Below are 15,014 nucleotides of genomic sequence, written 5' to 3'. Positions count from 1 at the left end.
ATTCATTTTTTTACTAACGTTATTTAAGTCGGGCCGCGCGGCGTTTCACCCCGGGCTTCCAGCAAGGTCTCGCTGTCCAGAAATAATGCGCGCAACGCATCCAGCGTTTCTGGCTTGGGCGCTGCCCACATGCCGCGACTTGCCGCTTCTAGCAATCGCTCAGCAATAGCATTTTGCGCCCAAGGGTTGTTCTCTTGTAAAAATTGTTGCATCGTCGGATCGAAGCCGTAGGTGCTGGCGACCTCTTCATACATCCAGTCGTCCATGACTTGCGCGGTGGCATCGTAGCCAAATAAATAATCCACCGTCGCGGTCAGTTCCAGACCACCTTTGTAGCCATGCCGTTGAATACTGGACAGCCATTTTGGATTGACTACACGCGAGCGAAATACGCGTAAAGTTTCTTCCTTCAGATCACGTACCTGGGCCCGCGCCGGATCATGACTATCGCCAAAATAATGTTTGGGCTGGGTACCGGTAAGCGCACGGATAGTCGCGATCATACCGCCGTGAAATTGCAGATAATCGTCACTGTCGAAGATATCGTGTTCGCGATTGTCCTGATTGTGCAAGGCGACCTGCACGCCAGACAGCCGGACCCGAAACGCATCCCGCTCATCCAATCCTTGCGCATCGCGTCCATAGGCGTAACCGCCCCAGTTGACATACGCCTCAGCGAAGTCACTATCGGCCTGCCAGTTTTTCTCCTGAATCAGTGGCAGGATACCTGCGCCATAACTGCCGGGTTTTGCACCGAAAATCCGATAGCTGGCACGCCGGGTTGCCTCGCCTTTTGCCAACCCTTTGCTTAGCCAATCGTTTAACTCGCTCAGATAATGTTTGCGTACAAAATTTTGCGTCAGCGGTTCATCTAATATTAGCACCGCGTTGACTGCATCATCGATCAAGGTAATGAGCTGCGGAAAGGCATCGCGAAAAAACCCGCTGATGCGCGTGGTAACGTCGATACGCGGACGTTTAAGCTGATCTAGCGGCACCACCTCAACACCGGTTAGCTGGCGGTTCTCGGGACGCCATACCGGGCGCACGCCAAGCAAAGCCAAAATCTGCGCGACATCATCACCGTGGGTCCGCATCGCACTCGTGCCCCAGATGCTGATGGCGACGCTTTCCGGATACTCACCTGTTTCGCGCAGATGTCGGTTTAGTACTTCATTGGCGAGTTGCTGGCCCACGCGCCACGCAGATTGCGAAGGTACACTGCGGGGATCAACGGAATAAAAATTGCGTCCGGTCGGCAAAATATGCGCCATACCGCGGGTCGGTGAACCACTTGGACCGGCCGGGATATAACCGCCCTCAAGACCGTTTAGCAGGTTATCGATCTCGTCGGTTGCCCGCGATAGATTAGGTAACAGCGTAGTACAGGCGAAGTGAAGTACCCGACGCAACGACGCAAAGCGCTCGGTGGCTGGCACTGTTACGTTAGCTGCTACCGGAGCAGCGGCAACAGCCGCAACAGCGACGGCCGGTCGGCCAATACTAATTTTAGTTTGAAAATTTTTCGCTTGAGATAGCACGCTAAAAGGACGTGCTGTGGCGGTTTTGGTCGGCTGTAATAAAGGGCGGTTGACCGCAACGGTAGTATTGATGCCATCAAACATCTGCGCCAAAACAGGGTCTATGGCTGCGGCGGCGTAGTTGCTCGCTTGCAGCGCAGTAAACACTTGTCGACATAAAACATCAATGGCATCCAATGCATCTGCGCGCGTCACAATGGCACATTGCGCCAATCGCGCCAGCGCTGGGTCGGCATTCAGGCGACGGCCTTTATTGTCGAGCAGCATGGACATGCTAAGTCCAAATAATTGTGCGATTTCTTCCTGTAAGCCCGGTACATCCTGATTGGGTAAGCGTACCAGCGACACCAGCATATCAACCAGTTGGTTGTCAGCAGGGCGCTGGCCCAGAATGTGTAATCCGTCGCGAATCTGGGCCGCGCCAAGCTCACACAGATAGCCATCCAGGTCCTCAATCAGATGGGCGACGCCTGCGCCATCTAATGTGCTGAGGGCCGCGGGTAACGCTTGGTCGTGATTGTGCGCGTGATCGTGGTCGTGCGAATGATCATGGTCATGGTCAGTATGCCCATGGTCGTGACCCTCACTGTGATTGTGCTCGTGCTCGTGATCATGTCCATGATCGTGATCGTGATCGTGATCGTGATGCAGCAATCTTGCCTGCAGATCGGTATCCAGATTAGTTTGTTTTACCAACTCCCAGATTTGCTGTTGCAGCAGCGGTAGCTTGCTTGGATCTAGTACCTCAACCTGATAATACTCGTCAACCAGTTGCGTCAATTGTGCCAACGCGCCATACGTGTCTGCGGTGGTCATCGGCGGTGTCAGGTGGTCCACGACCACGGCGTGGGCGCGGCGCTTGGCCTGAGCGCCTTCACCCGGATCGTTGATGATGAATGGATAAAACAAAGGCATATCGCCCAGCAACGCATCGGGGAAACAATTCTCCGACAGACCCACGCCTTTACCCGGCAGCCATTCTAGCGTGCCATGCTTGCCTACATGCACGATCGCATCGGCGCGCCATGTGTCACGTAGCCAGCGATATAACGCGTAATAATGGTGCGTTGGCGGCAGGTCCGGTTGATGATAGATGGCGTCCGGGTCCATTCCATACCCACGCGGCGGTTGTAACGCGACGAAGGTATTCCCCATTTCAATCCCGGCTAATACGACATGATCATCGTTTACATACGCCGCGCCCGGCGCTGGACCCCATTGAGCAATCATGCGCGCCTGCATTTCTGTCGGCAGATCTTCTAACCACTGTGCATATTGCGCGCTTGGCACCCGTCCGGCGGCGTGTTGCAACTGCTCGGCAGTCAGATAGGTATTATCGTAGGCGCAGCGATCAATAAGGTCGTGAATCAGCGCGGTACCGTTGTCCGGTAATTGTCCTGTTTGATAACCTTTTTGCTGCATGGCGTGCAGGATCGCCATTAACGAAGCTGGCGCATCGAGACCGACCGCGTTGCCAATTTGCGCAGCCTTACTGTTAGCGTTGGTAAAAATAAATGCCACGCGCTTACTAGCGTTGGGCGTATGTTTGAGGCGGGCGTAGCGCTGCGCCAGCCCTGCCACTCTGGCGATACGATCCGGAACCGGGTCATATTCCATCATTTGACCCGCCATCGTTGATCCGCCTTCGTCAGCCGAGGTGGTCTTAGACAAGGTTTTGAAGGATACCGGGACAGTGATGATGCGCCCATCAAACTCTGGCAAAACCACATTCATTGCAGCGTCTAATGGGTTCATTCCTCGCGCAGATTGCCGCCATTGCTCCTGCGTCATGCCGCTGGTGATGGCTTGCAGAACCGGCACATTTAACTCCTCCAGCACGGATACGGACCAACCCGCGGGGGTCGGGCCGCCGGGCGTTATTTCACCCATTGCAAAGGCGGTGGTATTAATTAAGACATCAATCACGGTAACGTTGTCGTGACTAAAATAGCGCAACCCGGTCGGCAACTTATTGCCTGCATCGGCACCGGTACGCAACGAGGACGTAAACACCGGCAACACATTCATGCCGCGTTGCTCAAGGGCGTCAATCATTGCATCGATAAACCGTGTATTACCGCTCAACCAATGAGCGCGATAGAATACGATGCCGACACTTGGCCGCTCTCGCTTACTCTGTGTGACCAGTGCGGTCATCCAGTCGACGGTAGTTGCTCCTTGCCCGAGATCGGGGTGGTAGATACCGTGCTCCGGCAGCGCTTGTACTGGCAGATATCCAAAGCCGGTCAGCATCAGATGGTCGGAAAGATAGCGCAATAATTGCGCGAGGTTGATACTGCCGCCAGCCTGAAAGTAGAACAATGCCTGTTCGGCCACGGATGAAGATACTGTCGAGACCGCCGCGAGTTCGGGATCAGGCTCGCCGGTGCCGCTGATGGCGATCAAATAACAATCGTGTTCTCGAGCGTGGCGTAATATTTCACTGAAACCCGGTACGCCGCCGAGTCGGCCCAACACCCGCAGAATGATAATGCGCGTATGCGCCAACGTGCCAGTCAATAATTGGCTGATCTGGCTATCGCTTTCCAACGTCTGCAGATTAATTGCGCTAACAGTTGTAAAGTCCTGCGGCAACTGACGGACGGCGCTATGCAGCACCGTCAGATCGTTGGCCGTGTGGGTCAGCAAAACAATGGCTGGATGGGAGCGCGACGTTGGCTGATTAATCATCTATTGCATCCCCTAAAAGCACGTCGCCGCTACCCAACCGATGGAACACAAGGTCGGTGACTTCGCGCCCGTGTTGCAGATGTTCGCTAACGATGCGCTCTACCGCTGCGGCATCTTCACACCGATACCAGGTGCCCTCAGGATATACCAGCGCCAGCGGCCCCTGATTTTTGCAGGCGACCATGCAATGCGTGCGGGTTCGCTTAACGCGCAGTTCAGGCCGTGCATCGATCGCGGCACCAAGGATGCCGAACATGGCTTCGGCACGTACACCGTCCTCGGTGCAACGCGGACCGGTACACATGAAGATGTGTCTGGAATGAGTTCTCATAAGCTTCTTCTCGAGGACATCCGGCGCCCGGGGCAATAAATTCCCGGATCGCCTTAGGTAACAATTAATAAGGAGGCAACACCACAACGACGTCCCACTATCAGTTTCGATAAAGTCAGGCAGAAGATGATGCGCGACGCCTTTACGCGACGCTTTGCCGTCACAAAGCGTAATACGTATTAAAAATGTGCATTAACGGTGTATTACAAATCGATTACGATTAAATTACGTATTAATTACGTATTACACCTCTAAATTCGATGTTTTTGATGTGAAATATCGTGCTCTGTAAAAAATTTCTTGCTAAAAAAGCCAAAAACGCCGCCTAAGGCTAGCCAAAATACCCCATTAGCAATCGCCGTTGCATAAATAAACGCCCTCACCAGTTCAGGTGGTGCCGCTCCTCCGGGAACCTGTGCCTCGGGTGCGCCCACCAGATGCGGCGCCAATAACAACACCACAGCAAGCAATTTCAATGACCAGTGACGCCCGAAAATGAACAACGCCAAAGCCATCGCGGTTAATAAGGCGGTGGCAATCCACCATATCTGACGTTCCATTAATGGCGCAGCGTGGGTGCCTGGAACTTCCGGTGGCAGACCAAGCGATGGCGCAGCAAAGACCACGATGTATCCTGCGAAGCCCCATAACAAGCCCTCCCGCCAGCCATTAATACCCGCGTCACCGCGCAAAAGAACGGCAGCACCTAGCAAAAAAGCAAAACCAACTGCCATCGTGACATTTGCCATGATGGTATAAAGCGTACGTTCGGTGCCGTTCGCGGGCTCCCATTCCTGCGCATCATGAGGATGGGCGTCGGCGTGCTGGTGATCTTGCGCCTCTGCGGGCATATTTGCGGGCACATTTGCGTGCACACGGTCCAGCAGCGCCGAGGTGGCTAAGGCGGCCTGTGCGGCGGCCGCCTCGTAGACCTCAGCTTGGGCGATGATCGGCGTAACCTGGATTTTTTGCACACCGGTAAGTGCCAGCCCAGCAAAGAATCCTGACAATAGAACGGTCGCTATAAATTGCTTGAAACCTGGTGTACAGCCAATCAAGGTATTCGCTTTTGCGTCCATCAATGACATGGAAAACCAGCTGAATGACGACCGTCGTGGGCAGCATTATGCAGGGCCGAACTGTGTGAAAATCCCATCATATAAACCAACACCAAGCCGACTACAGCGCTGAGCAAGGCGGGCATGACACGGGCTTTCCAGGTCGCGGTTGGTGCTGTAATAGTGGTGTGATCAATCAGATCGGATGAAAGAGGGGAAGAAATTGGCATCTGCGGTTTCCTGGTGAGACCTGCGGACGAGGTGCTACGAACGGGTCGCGGCAAGACGTCTGGAGGCGCTTAAAACTGACAACGATATGACTGGCACGTTACCCACCAAAACAGCGGATAACGGCCAGAGAGGCATAGAGCTGTAGCAAGAAATACAGAAAACGCGACGGCATGGGGGATTACGAGACGGGGTGCTCAATGCAAGGTAAAGCAATCCATCTGAGTCGCCCGCCGCGACGCAAACTGCGTAAAACTCTAGGCCGGTATCCGGGCTTACAAGGCGAAATCGACAGATGAATCTGCATGTCAGACTTCCAAAGTTCACGCCTTCCCATGCATCGCACAGTGGCAAACTGCAAACTTTACTTGCTTACCGTTGCGGGGGCAGCGTCGGATTGATGACTGAACATGTACCGACTTCCCGTTTAATTTTGCGCACGACTGCACGCAAAACACCTAAAGCTATTGCTACTCGCGAAGTATAAGTTCTGATTTATCAAGTTGCAAGTTTAAGCTGACTGATTCGGTCCTAGTAAGTACTTACATTCATCCAAAGCAATAGCCATAAGGACGATTACCAAATGCACTTTCCTTCGTTAGACTTGTCGCGTTGTGCCGAAAAACGATTATCAAGAAAATCGATAAAGGCCCTGACCTTGGCCCACAGACTTAACCGCTCAGGATAAACGGCAAAGATTTCCGACGAAGGCAAGGTCCACTCCTTGAGCACTTGCGATAAACGTCCAGAGCGCAAATATTGGGTAACGTCCCACTCGGAGCATAGCAAAATGCCATGTCCTGCCAACCCCCATTCCAATGCAATTTCCCCATCATTGGTGCTCAACGCCCCGCGTACTTTGATGGTGTCGTGACGTTTTCCACGACTTAAATACCAGGTGCCGAACGCGGCCTCATGTTCTCTGATGACGATGCAAGGATGGTTTGCAAATCACGCGGAATGGTCGGCGCTTCGTAGGGTTTTAGATATTGTGGCGATGTGCACAAGATTCGACGATTAAATGCAATCTTACGGGCGATAATGCGCGCATCGGGCTGCTCGCCTATGCGGATGCCGATATCGAAGGCCTGATCGGCCAGATTTGCCGGTCTATCCGATAACTGCAATTGCACCTCGATTTCGGGATAACGCTGAATAAAGTCGGATACCGCCGGACCGATATATTTGCGACCGAGGCCGAAGCTGGCATTGACACGAAACAACCCTTTGGGCACCGCCCTGATACGGCTAACCAGTTGCTCCAACTCTTCAATTTCGGACATTGTCCGCGCCGCTTGTGCCAGGTAAATTTCGCCCTCATGGGTGACGCTCATGGTGCAGATCGCGCGCCAGAGCGGCAAGACTGCCATGTTTCAGGAGATAAAAAATGTGAGATCGGAGAGAATTCATTATTTACTAAAAAGAACTAATAGACTTAATGGCAGTGAGACAGAATTTAACCAAGCGCTCGCTGACTGGGGCACGTTGTATTCGGACCCGGATGCTTGTTTCGACATTGAGCATCGGTTTTCTGCTACTGAAGTGGCACCGTACGTTACAGGGGATATCAGCCCCGATCAGGCGATCGCTGTCTCAGCGTTGATACCCGCACCTGACAAAACCGCTACCAGCGAGGTTAGTACTAAGGGCGATGCGATTTCGCAAGCGTTGCGTTACATGGGCTTATCGAGTGGCAGGTCCCTTCTGGGGTTACTGATTGACCGGGTCTTCATTGGCTCCTGCACCAATGGCCGGATCGAAGATTTGCGCATTGCGGCGGCGATAGTCAAGGACAAACGCATCGCTGCTTCGGTGCGCGGTATGGTGGTTCCGGGTTCTGGCGCGGTACGCCGTCAAGCGGAAGAAGAGGGTTTAGCGCAAATTTTTATCGATGCAGGTTTTGAGTAGCGTCAACCCGGTTGCTCAATGTGCCTGGCAATGAACGACGATGTATTGGCACCGGGCGAGCGCTGCGCTTCCACCACCAACAGAAACTTTGAGGGCCGTCAAGGCAGAGACGGCAGGACCCATTTAATGAGTCCTGCAATGGCCGCAGCGGCTGCGCTCACCGGTTGCATCACCGATGTGCGCAATCTTGATAAAAATCTGGAAAAGACTCGTGCATAAAGACAATCGTATTGAAGGCGTTGCCGCACCGTTATTGATCGACAATCTCGATACCGATCAAATCATGCCCAAACAATTTCTTCGCATCATCACCAGAGAGGGCCTGAGCAAAGGCGTTCTCTACGATTTGCGGTTCAATCCCGACGGGAAGCCAAAACCTGATTTCGTCCTCAATCAAGACCGGTACCAACACTGCAAATTTTTAATTGGCGGACCAAATTTTGGATGCCAATCGAGCCGTAAACACGCGGTGTGGGGATTACAGCAATTTGGCATCGAGGCGATTATTGCACCTAGTTTTGGCGAGATTTTTTTGGCAATGCACCTAACAATCCCCTGCTGTTAATCGTCCTGCCGCAAGAGCATATCGCGTTGTTACTCGCTATGATCGCGGCGGGCGAGAATCATCTTTGCGTCGATGTCGCCAAGATGGAAGTAGGCAATAGCGCGCAAGCGTTCACGTTTTCTTTGAATGATCGCCACAAAAAGATGATCCTTGAGGGAGTGGATATGGTCGGTGCGACGATGTCGTTATTGCCAGATATTGAAGCCTTCGAACAATGGCATCGCGCTACTAGCCCGTGGGCGCTGGTGATACCGTCATCGCTGACCTGATCGATAGCTGACAGCGCAACGAAATACCGCTTGCTGCCGGTCTTCGGCTCGGTTAATTGTCATCATGCGCTTTTCTAAGCGAGAACAAGTTCAGTAATGTTATTGCTTAGATACAGAACTAAAGAAAATAAAGGAACGCATGACTTGGGATGTAATGTGGATGTTAGCTGGCGTGGCTTTTTGTGCCGGATTTTTTGATGCAATTGCTGGCGGGGGTGGGTTAATCACACTGCCGGCACTCCTTTTGGCCGGCATTGATCCCATTAGTGCGATAGCCACAAATAAATTTCAGGCGGCTTCGGCCACTATTTCCGCAACCGCTACCTTTGCGCGCAAAGGACTGATCGAATGGCGTGAAAGCCGATTTTTGATTCTTTGCGGTATGCTCGGTGGTGCTGGCGGGGCTTTGCTCGTGAGTGCGATTAACAAGCGCTGGTTGGAGATGTGCGTGCCGATCATGTTAATTTTGGTTGCGGTCTACTTCAGTTTTTCACCAAAACTTAATAATCTGGAACGACGTCAAAGGATCAGTATTTTGATTTTTTCGTTCACTGTCGCCCCGATTCTTGGTCTTTATGATGGCATATTTGGTCCCGGTGTCGGTTCCTTCTTCATGGTCGGTTTGGTGCTTCTCTGTGGCCTTGGAATGATGCGCGCCATGAGCTTTACCAAGCTTGCCAATGCCTCATGCAACTTGGGTTCGCTTTCGATTTTTATCACTAAAGGTGTCATCATATGGCCGCTCGCGGTCGCAATGGCGCTCGCCTCTTTTGCTGGGGCACATCTTGGCGCACACGCCGCTGTACGCGTCGGCCCTAAGCTGGTAAAACCTTTGCTCATCGTAGTGTGCTGCGCTTTGGCTACCAAGCTCCTAAGCGAGCAAAGCAACCCTTTACGGATGGCATTTCTCGATTTTTTTGTTGGCCAGCTATGATACGCCTACCCACCCTTTCCACCACCTCTCAACATCCGCTACGTTGGCAGTTTGATGAAGCTCCATCTACGCCCGCAGGTTACTTTTCCGAAGAATTTGACCACTATCAACTGGAAGGTCGCGTGCTACCAATAGCGGGAGGGGAGAAAGAGATTCCACAGACGCTTGTCATTCACGGCGCCCGGTCGGATTACATTCGGCTCAACGCACTGCTGTATCCTCTGCAAGCTTTGGGGATTGCCAGCCTCAGCTTCAACCTCTCGGGGCACAGCACCGCTGCAAATGTCGCGCTTGAAAACACCTCGCTCGAAAATAATTTGAAAGAATCGTTGCGCTTTGCTGATGGCCTTGGCACACATTTACACACGGTAATTGGGCACAGCATGGGTGGAGCACTTGCGCTCAAAGTCGCCGAGGCACATCGTTCCAGTGTCAAAAATATTGTTTTATGTTGCCCGGCACTGTACTCCGACGATGCTTATAATCCGCCATTTGGCACGCCTTTCAGAAAAGCGATTTCTGTTCCGTTTAACTTCCTTGAGTCGTCATCACTAAAGTTTTTACGAAAATTTGAGGGCAAATTAATGCTCATTATTGGCCAACATGACGGATTGAAGTCGAGCACGTTTGGCGGCGTCCCCGGCACTGCAGCAGGCAATGTGATCACTTCGGACGATCAATTGGCTGTTCGAAAGGTGAACAGCGCAATTCCTTATGAGGTCATCAAGGCCATTGAAAATAATTTAACGCCTCATCAGTTTAAAAAGATTGTCTTGCCAAGATGCGATCATGGGGTTTTGGCGTGGCTTCGTGACTATCCATTGGTTGCCAGCAACTTAGCAAGCACGATTGCAAAATTTGTAACGCAACGGTAAGCTATGAGAAGCTACCTCGGTACGATGTCTAGCAGGCATTGGAAAGCCGCTTTAAATCATTTTGCCATCCAGTTTGAAGAACGGATTTCTCAAGATTAACGAGAACCCGTTTACATAAAATTCTGGACACCCCTCCTGCCCGATCCGCCAAAAAAAGCGCAGTTCCGCTACCACGGCGGCACGTTGGTCTGGTTGAGCTTCCCATGCAACACTGAGAAGCATCATATTCCCGCCCCTCCTACGCCAATTCACACCTGCAATTGTCACTCAGAAACAAATACCTGAAACATAGCGTTTAATTACAAACCACTGTTACGGCGTCAACCGATTTGATGGGACAAGCGTTGCTGTAGCTGTGAATACCACATATTTAAAAGGAAACATCATGCGATCCAAACTTGTTATGGCGATGGTATGTGCTATCGCACTCGCTGGTACGACGGGAGTAGTTAGTGCCAAGGGCTGTTTGAAGGGCGCTGCGGTAGGTGGCGTGGCAGGACATGTTGCAGGTCACCACGGTTTAGTTGGTGCGGCCGGCGGATGTGTTGTAGGACGGCATATGGCGAATAAAAAGGCAGCGAAACAGAACATGCAGACAGCCCCTGCCGCGCAAACGACAACGGCTAAGTAAGCATCAGTCTGCAGATAAAAATTGGGCGGCTGGTCCGACTTAGCATGAGTAATGTCACGCTAAAATATCCATTACGCTATAGGAACTAAAAATGAAAACATTCCTGATCTCTACCAGTATTGCCTTGGCTTTGATGACGTCTGCGGGCGCTTATGCGCAAGCACCTTCAGGCGCACCCGCTGGCAGCACCGGTCTTTGTAACGATGGCACTTATTATTCTGGAGCAACAAAAAGTGGCGCCTGTTCCGGGCATAAGGGCATAAAAGACTGGTACGCTACCAAAACCACTACCCCAATGGCGGCACCTGTCCCGGTAACGCCAGCGTCTAAAGGAGCGGCGGCATCCTCGGCGGCGACCGCACCGGCAGCGGGTGGCGGCCCAGGTATGGTTTGGGCAAACACGAGTACCAAGGTCTATCATTGCCAGAACACAAAGTACTATGGCAAAACCAAGGTCGGTTCCTACCTGTCAGAAGCGGACGCTAAATCGAAGGGCTATCACGCCGATCACGGCAAGGCTTGCACCTGATCAGAACGGTAATCCGGATAGTTTAATTGCAGGATAAGATCGACGGATACCGAGTAACGAATTTATCCCTTCTGTGGATCCCTTCGGTGAAGGAAATTTTTTGGATGGGATGAATAGCGTAATACGGGAAGATTTTTCCCTTGAAGAACCGCATGTCCAATGTGCACTACCGGCCAACCAGCAAAAATGACGCCCTCGTTAACATTTTTCAGTAGCTATACGTATTGAAACCTGAGGGCGCCAGCTGGGGGGGCAATTATCCGACTACAGCGCTATTGCTCCACCATCAGCGCTTCGGATTACCGTCTTGAGTAAGAACTTCCCATCGAGCGCATCTATACAGTGTTGCACGGCACACATTGCCATTCCATGTCTCGTGTCATGCGTGGTCGAACCCATATGCGACAGCGCAACAACATTTCTCATATGCATTAACGGGGACTTCATCGGCAATGATGCGCGCTTAAAGCCTCCATTCCCGCACCACGCAAGGCCCCGGTTTGCAGCGTAGCAATCAAGGGTGCCTCATCGATAATGTTGCCCCGAAATAGTGGCCAGGGCGGCGCTTAGGTCAGGGGTTATATTCTAATGAATAAGATCTAGGTGATTTGTTTTATTTGCCTAGGCTATTAATGTATGGTGCAGGGCATCGCCCCTGCACACGATCAGCATGGGTGGACGCTGCTCTGGCAAATAAACTGGCACGCAGCGCCTGGGCAGTCCTGATCGAAGGTAAAGCTTTGAAACCGATTATAGGTGGGCCGAGAATGTACTTAAACAATTGTGGAAAGCTTAGACTCACCGGCACCATAGCATTTAGTAATAACGGCTTCCAGCTCTGCCGCCGATGCCATGACCGGGTCAATCCTGTGTTGGGTGTAAAACGCCAATATTTCCAATGCCTCTAAAGATAAGGGGTCCTTCATCGCCACCACCATTCGCGACATTACCAGGTATAGAGGTATCACAGTAAATTTACGTGCGAAAATTTCTGGCACCATCTCAATTACGACAGGGTCGAACTGAAATCCGGTCAACGCAATGAAAGGAATGCCTAGCTTTGACACCAATATTCTTTTCATTATTTCCTGATCGACGAATCCCATATCACAAAGAATTTCGCCCAGACGACTCCCTTTATCCTCGTTTTGCCTTTGGAGCGCCAATTCCAATTGATCTGCCGCTATTAAGCTCTCTTGCATCAAAGCTTCCCCAAGCCTTAGAAGAGGTAGCGTTTTTTGCCGTTGCAAGGCCAATTCCACCTGTAGTTTGGTAGTCGCATGCTTCGGCGCGATGGAAGGCATTAGTTTCCTATAAAACAAAATGGCGTATATCGGAAATATAAAAAAACTTACCTGTCGGTACAGTTATTTTTCTAATCAGTACTATTAATATCATGATAACAGATATAAGTTTCGGCCATTACCCAATTTGATGCCGTAAGGTAATAAATTATGTTTGTGAAAAAAAACATGATTTTTAAAGGAACACAACCTTTAACCCCTGCGGCTTACTGCTCAACAGAGACGGCCCTACCGGGGCATAATATCGTCGGTCTCCAAAGGGCAAATTGCATAAATATTGCGCTCTGTTATGTGCAAGGAGGCGCGACAAAGCGATCACGGTCAGGGGGAATTTTAATAGGGTAATCGACCAGTCTCGTTTAGACCACAGTCGTTCACGTCCCTCCCTCGCCACATTAAAGACCGTTTTTATTTTGTTTTTTTGATCGCGGAAAATTGCTCGTTTTACGCTAGAAATGTAAACGTCGTATTGTTTGACGATGGCAGTTTTGGTGTGTAATCGGGCAAAGTCATACCGCTTCGCGCTCGCCTGTTGCATTCATGCCACGCGGTCGCCCTACTATAATTCCCTGCTCATTGCGGCCCGAATTGTTGCTATTGTGCACTCGCGTATTATTGCGCGCACAAATTCTGAGAATGCACTAAGTATTTGCAACATCATCCGACCGCCTTATATCGCTTGCGTATTTTTTTCTCGTCCACGAAATTGGCACAAATCTCACAGAATTATCAAAAAGATTTTAAACAGGTTCTAAGCAGTTAGATCGCTCGCCTCAAGCGAACTATTCGGCAACCTGTTCGGCAACTAATGACTGCTATTTAAAAATAAATCGCTTACGATTTCAACACAAACGACGTGCCATCAAAGCGCAATCAATTCTTCCTGATCCAGTCTAGCTCGTGTCGGTAATCCTTCGCTATCGCCAATCACCTGGATCGCCATGCCGCCGATACGATTGCCGCGCCCGACTGCAAATGCCAAATCCCGTCCTTCCAATAACGCGCTGATGATACCGACAGCAAAGCCGTCGCCCGCGCCGACCGTGTCGATTACTTTCGGTACCTGTGTTGCAGGGACAGTAATTTCACATTCTGCGGTACGAACGTAAGCGCCTTTTTCGCCCAGCTTGATGACCACTTTTTTGGCACCACCTGACAAGTAGAAATCGGCAATTTCCCGGGGCGAATCCAATCCTGTCAAAATGCGCCCTTCTTCCAGCCCAGGCATAATCCAGTCGCCATAAGATGCCAGCTTGTTGAGACGCTCAACCATTACTTCACGCGAGGACCATAGCATTGGTCGCAAATTGGGATCGAAGCTGATGGTTTTGCCCGCGGCGCGCATTTCTTGCGCCAGATGTAACGCCAATTCAAACGATGTCTCAGAAATCGCGGGTGCGACGCCGGACAAATGCAAATGGCGCGCCGCGCCGAAGTATTCCGGTTTGTAGTCGGCCAGCGACAAATGACTGGCAGCAGAGCCTTTACGAAAATACTCAATCTGTGGGTCACTACCATCGTCGCAACGCGACTTTAATTGAAAGCCCGTGCGATAACGGTCATCAATGGCCACTGCACCGGTATCGATGTTTTCGTCCGCGAGCGTCTTCAATACAAAACGCCCGAAAGAATCCCGACCGACGCGACTAGCCCAGCCAACTTTGAAGCCCAGGCGGGCAAGACCAATGGCGACGTTTAGTTCTGCTCCCGCGGCGCGTTTAACGAACGTGGTTACGTCGCACAGATCACCGGTATCAGTCGCAACGAATAATGCCATCGCTTCGCCATAGGTGACTACATCAAGTGATTGCATATTGTTCTCTATATTTAATGACTTACGCATATTTTCTCAGCATAGTTATGCTAAGAGCGTCGTGGCGACCGCCCGGTTGTTAGTGGTGAGGGCGACCGGGGATACCTACAGAAGCGCTACCCAATACCTACTAATACCTGCCTCGCCTCTACGCTCTTAAGGTGAATGTGAGGGACATGTGCCGAAAGTAGTTCCGCGGCTTGCAGTAGTTCTCATCCCCCCAAACCATGTTACCGACACCCAAAATCATGCCGAAAGGCAATTGTGTATTTTTGACATGGTAAAAAATTAGTCCGTGCGGCGATCTTATCGCCCCCTATGGACCGCTCTATGCCCG

The 15,014-nt window shown here is 51.4% G+C and carries 13 protein-coding genes, 2 pseudogenes and 1 riboswitch; of the genes and pseudogenes, 7 read left to right on the top strand and 8 right to left on the bottom strand.

What is annotated here, in order from left to right; all coding sequences use genetic code 11:
* Nucleotides 1–23: 23 nt before the first annotated feature.
* From HAV38_RS15385 to HAV38_RS21675, 5 genes and pseudogenes are all read right to left on the bottom strand, one after another.
* Nucleotides 24–4,232 carry a cobaltochelatase subunit CobN gene (locus HAV38_RS15385; protein WP_168056255.1) on the bottom strand — a complete coding sequence of 1,403 codons (4,209 nt, stop codon included), beginning with the start codon at nucleotides 4,230–4,232 and terminating at the stop codon, nucleotides 24–26.
* Nucleotides 4,225–4,563, bottom strand: coding sequence for a (2Fe-2S) ferredoxin domain-containing protein (locus HAV38_RS15380; protein ID WP_168056254.1), 339 nt, complete (start codon nucleotides 4,561–4,563; stop codon nucleotides 4,225–4,227). The genes HAV38_RS15385 and HAV38_RS15380 overlap by 8 nt, the downstream gene beginning before the upstream one ends.
* Nucleotides 4,564–4,814: 251 nt before the next feature.
* Nucleotides 4,815–5,651: a CbtA family protein gene (locus HAV38_RS15375; RefSeq protein WP_245182388.1), complete on the bottom strand. Its 837-nt coding sequence runs from the start codon at nucleotides 5,649–5,651 to the stop codon at nucleotides 4,815–4,817.
* Nucleotides 5,642–5,851 carry a CbtB domain-containing protein gene (locus HAV38_RS15370; protein WP_168056253.1) on the bottom strand — a complete coding sequence of 70 codons (210 nt, stop codon included), beginning with the start codon at nucleotides 5,849–5,851 and terminating at the stop codon, nucleotides 5,642–5,644. The genes HAV38_RS15375 and HAV38_RS15370 overlap by 10 nt, the downstream gene beginning before the upstream one ends.
* Nucleotides 5,852–6,092: 241 nt before the next feature.
* Nucleotides 6,093–6,326: riboswitch (cobalamin riboswitch) on the bottom strand.
* 99 nt (nucleotides 6,327–6,425) lie between these two features.
* Nucleotides 6,426–7,132: pseudogene (locus HAV38_RS21675) on the bottom strand (LysR substrate-binding domain-containing protein).
* A gap of 121 nt (nucleotides 7,133–7,253) precedes the next feature.
* Between HAV38_RS21675 and HAV38_RS15355 the strand changes: the two are divergent.
* The 5 genes and pseudogenes from HAV38_RS15355 to HAV38_RS15340 form a co-directional block, all read left to right on the top strand.
* Nucleotides 7,254–7,976: pseudogene (locus tag HAV38_RS15355) on the top strand (aconitase family protein); the annotation flags it as partial.
* Nucleotides 7,969–8,322, top strand: a complete 354-nt coding sequence (gene leuD, locus HAV38_RS22180; RefSeq protein WP_311734839.1) for a 3-isopropylmalate dehydratase small subunit — start codon at nucleotides 7,969–7,971, stop codon at nucleotides 8,320–8,322. The pseudogene HAV38_RS15355 and the gene leuD, both read left to right, overlap by 8 nt.
* Nucleotides 8,323–8,348: 26 nt before the next feature.
* Nucleotides 8,349–8,591, top strand: coding sequence for a hypothetical protein (locus HAV38_RS22175; RefSeq protein WP_311734838.1), 243 nt, complete (start codon nucleotides 8,349–8,351; stop codon nucleotides 8,589–8,591).
* Between the two features lie 139 nt (nucleotides 8,592–8,730).
* The gene (locus HAV38_RS15345; RefSeq protein ID WP_168056251.1) at nucleotides 8,731–9,525 is read left to right on the top strand and encodes a TSUP family transporter; all 795 of its coding nucleotides are present in this window, start codon (nucleotides 8,731–8,733) and stop codon (nucleotides 9,523–9,525) included.
* The gene (locus tag HAV38_RS15340; RefSeq protein ID WP_209216765.1) at nucleotides 9,438–10,400 is read left to right on the top strand and encodes an alpha/beta hydrolase; all 963 of its coding nucleotides are present in this window, start codon (nucleotides 9,438–9,440) and stop codon (nucleotides 10,398–10,400) included. The genes HAV38_RS15345 and HAV38_RS15340 overlap by 88 nt, the downstream gene beginning before the upstream one ends.
* A gap of 51 nt (nucleotides 10,401–10,451) precedes the next feature.
* Here the strand turns inward: HAV38_RS15340 and HAV38_RS15335 are convergent, their stop codons facing one another.
* Entirely contained in the window at nucleotides 10,452–10,625 is a 174-nt protein-coding gene (locus HAV38_RS15335) for a hypothetical protein (protein WP_168056250.1), read from the bottom strand.
* 160 nt (nucleotides 10,626–10,785) lie between these two features.
* Between HAV38_RS15335 and HAV38_RS15330 the strand changes: the two genes are divergently transcribed.
* Together HAV38_RS15330 and HAV38_RS15325 are read left to right on the top strand one after the other, a co-directional pair.
* Nucleotides 10,786–11,031, top strand: coding sequence for a hypothetical protein (locus HAV38_RS15330; protein ID WP_168056249.1), 246 nt, complete (start codon nucleotides 10,786–10,788; stop codon nucleotides 11,029–11,031).
* A gap of 91 nt (nucleotides 11,032–11,122) precedes the next feature.
* A complete protein-coding gene (locus HAV38_RS15325; RefSeq protein ID WP_168056248.1) occupies nucleotides 11,123–11,560 on the top strand; it encodes a DUF3761 domain-containing protein in 438 nt (145 codons plus the stop codon).
* A 773-nt stretch (nucleotides 11,561–12,333) separates the two neighbouring features.
* Here the strand turns inward: HAV38_RS15325 and HAV38_RS15320 are convergent.
* Entirely contained in the window at nucleotides 12,334–12,864 is a 531-nt protein-coding gene (locus HAV38_RS15320; RefSeq protein WP_168056247.1) for a GspE/PulE/PilB domain-containing protein, read from the bottom strand.
* Nucleotides 12,865–13,726: 862 nt separating this feature from the next.
* A complete protein-coding gene (locus HAV38_RS15315) occupies nucleotides 13,727–14,677 on the bottom strand; it encodes a sugar kinase (protein ID WP_168056246.1) in 951 nt (316 codons plus the stop codon).
* Nucleotides 14,678–15,014 lie beyond the last annotated feature (337 nt).

This window comes from Glaciimonas immobilis (assembly GCF_011947285.1).
Classification (GTDB): domain Bacteria; phylum Pseudomonadota; class Gammaproteobacteria; order Burkholderiales; family Burkholderiaceae_D; genus Glaciimonas; species Glaciimonas immobilis.
This window is presented reverse-complemented; position numbering and strand designations above follow the sequence as displayed.

Bases quoted from the DNA above. Each gene is read 5' to 3' on its own strand.
- HAV38_RS15385 (WP_168056255.1), bottom strand. From the start codon at position 4,232: ATGATTAATCAGCCAACGTCGCGCTCCCATCCAGCCATTGTTTTGCTG.
- HAV38_RS15380 (WP_168056254.1), bottom strand. From the start codon at position 4,563: ATGAGAACTCATTCCAGACACATCTTCATGTGTACCGGTCCGCGTTGC.
- HAV38_RS15375 (WP_245182388.1), bottom strand. From the start codon at position 5,651: ATGTCATTGATGGACGCAAAAGCGAATACCTTGATTGGCTGTACACCA.
- HAV38_RS15370 (WP_168056253.1), bottom strand. From the start codon at position 5,851: ATGCCAATTTCTTCCCCTCTTTCATCCGATCTGATTGATCACACCACT.
- HAV38_RS15345 (WP_168056251.1), top strand. From the start codon at position 8,731: ATGACTTGGGATGTAATGTGGATGTTAGCTGGCGTGGCTTTTTGTGCC.
- HAV38_RS15335 (WP_168056250.1), bottom strand. From the start codon at position 10,625: ATGATGCTTCTCAGTGTTGCATGGGAAGCTCAACCAGACCAACGTGCC.
- HAV38_RS15330 (WP_168056249.1), top strand. From the start codon at position 10,786: ATGCGATCCAAACTTGTTATGGCGATGGTATGTGCTATCGCACTCGCT.
- HAV38_RS15325 (WP_168056248.1), top strand. From the start codon at position 11,123: ATGAAAACATTCCTGATCTCTACCAGTATTGCCTTGGCTTTGATGACG.
- HAV38_RS15320 (WP_168056247.1), bottom strand. From the start codon at position 12,864: ATGCCTTCCATCGCGCCGAAGCATGCGACTACCAAACTACAGGTGGAA.
- HAV38_RS15315 (WP_168056246.1), bottom strand. From the start codon at position 14,677: ATGCAATCACTTGATGTAGTCACCTATGGCGAAGCGATGGCATTATTC.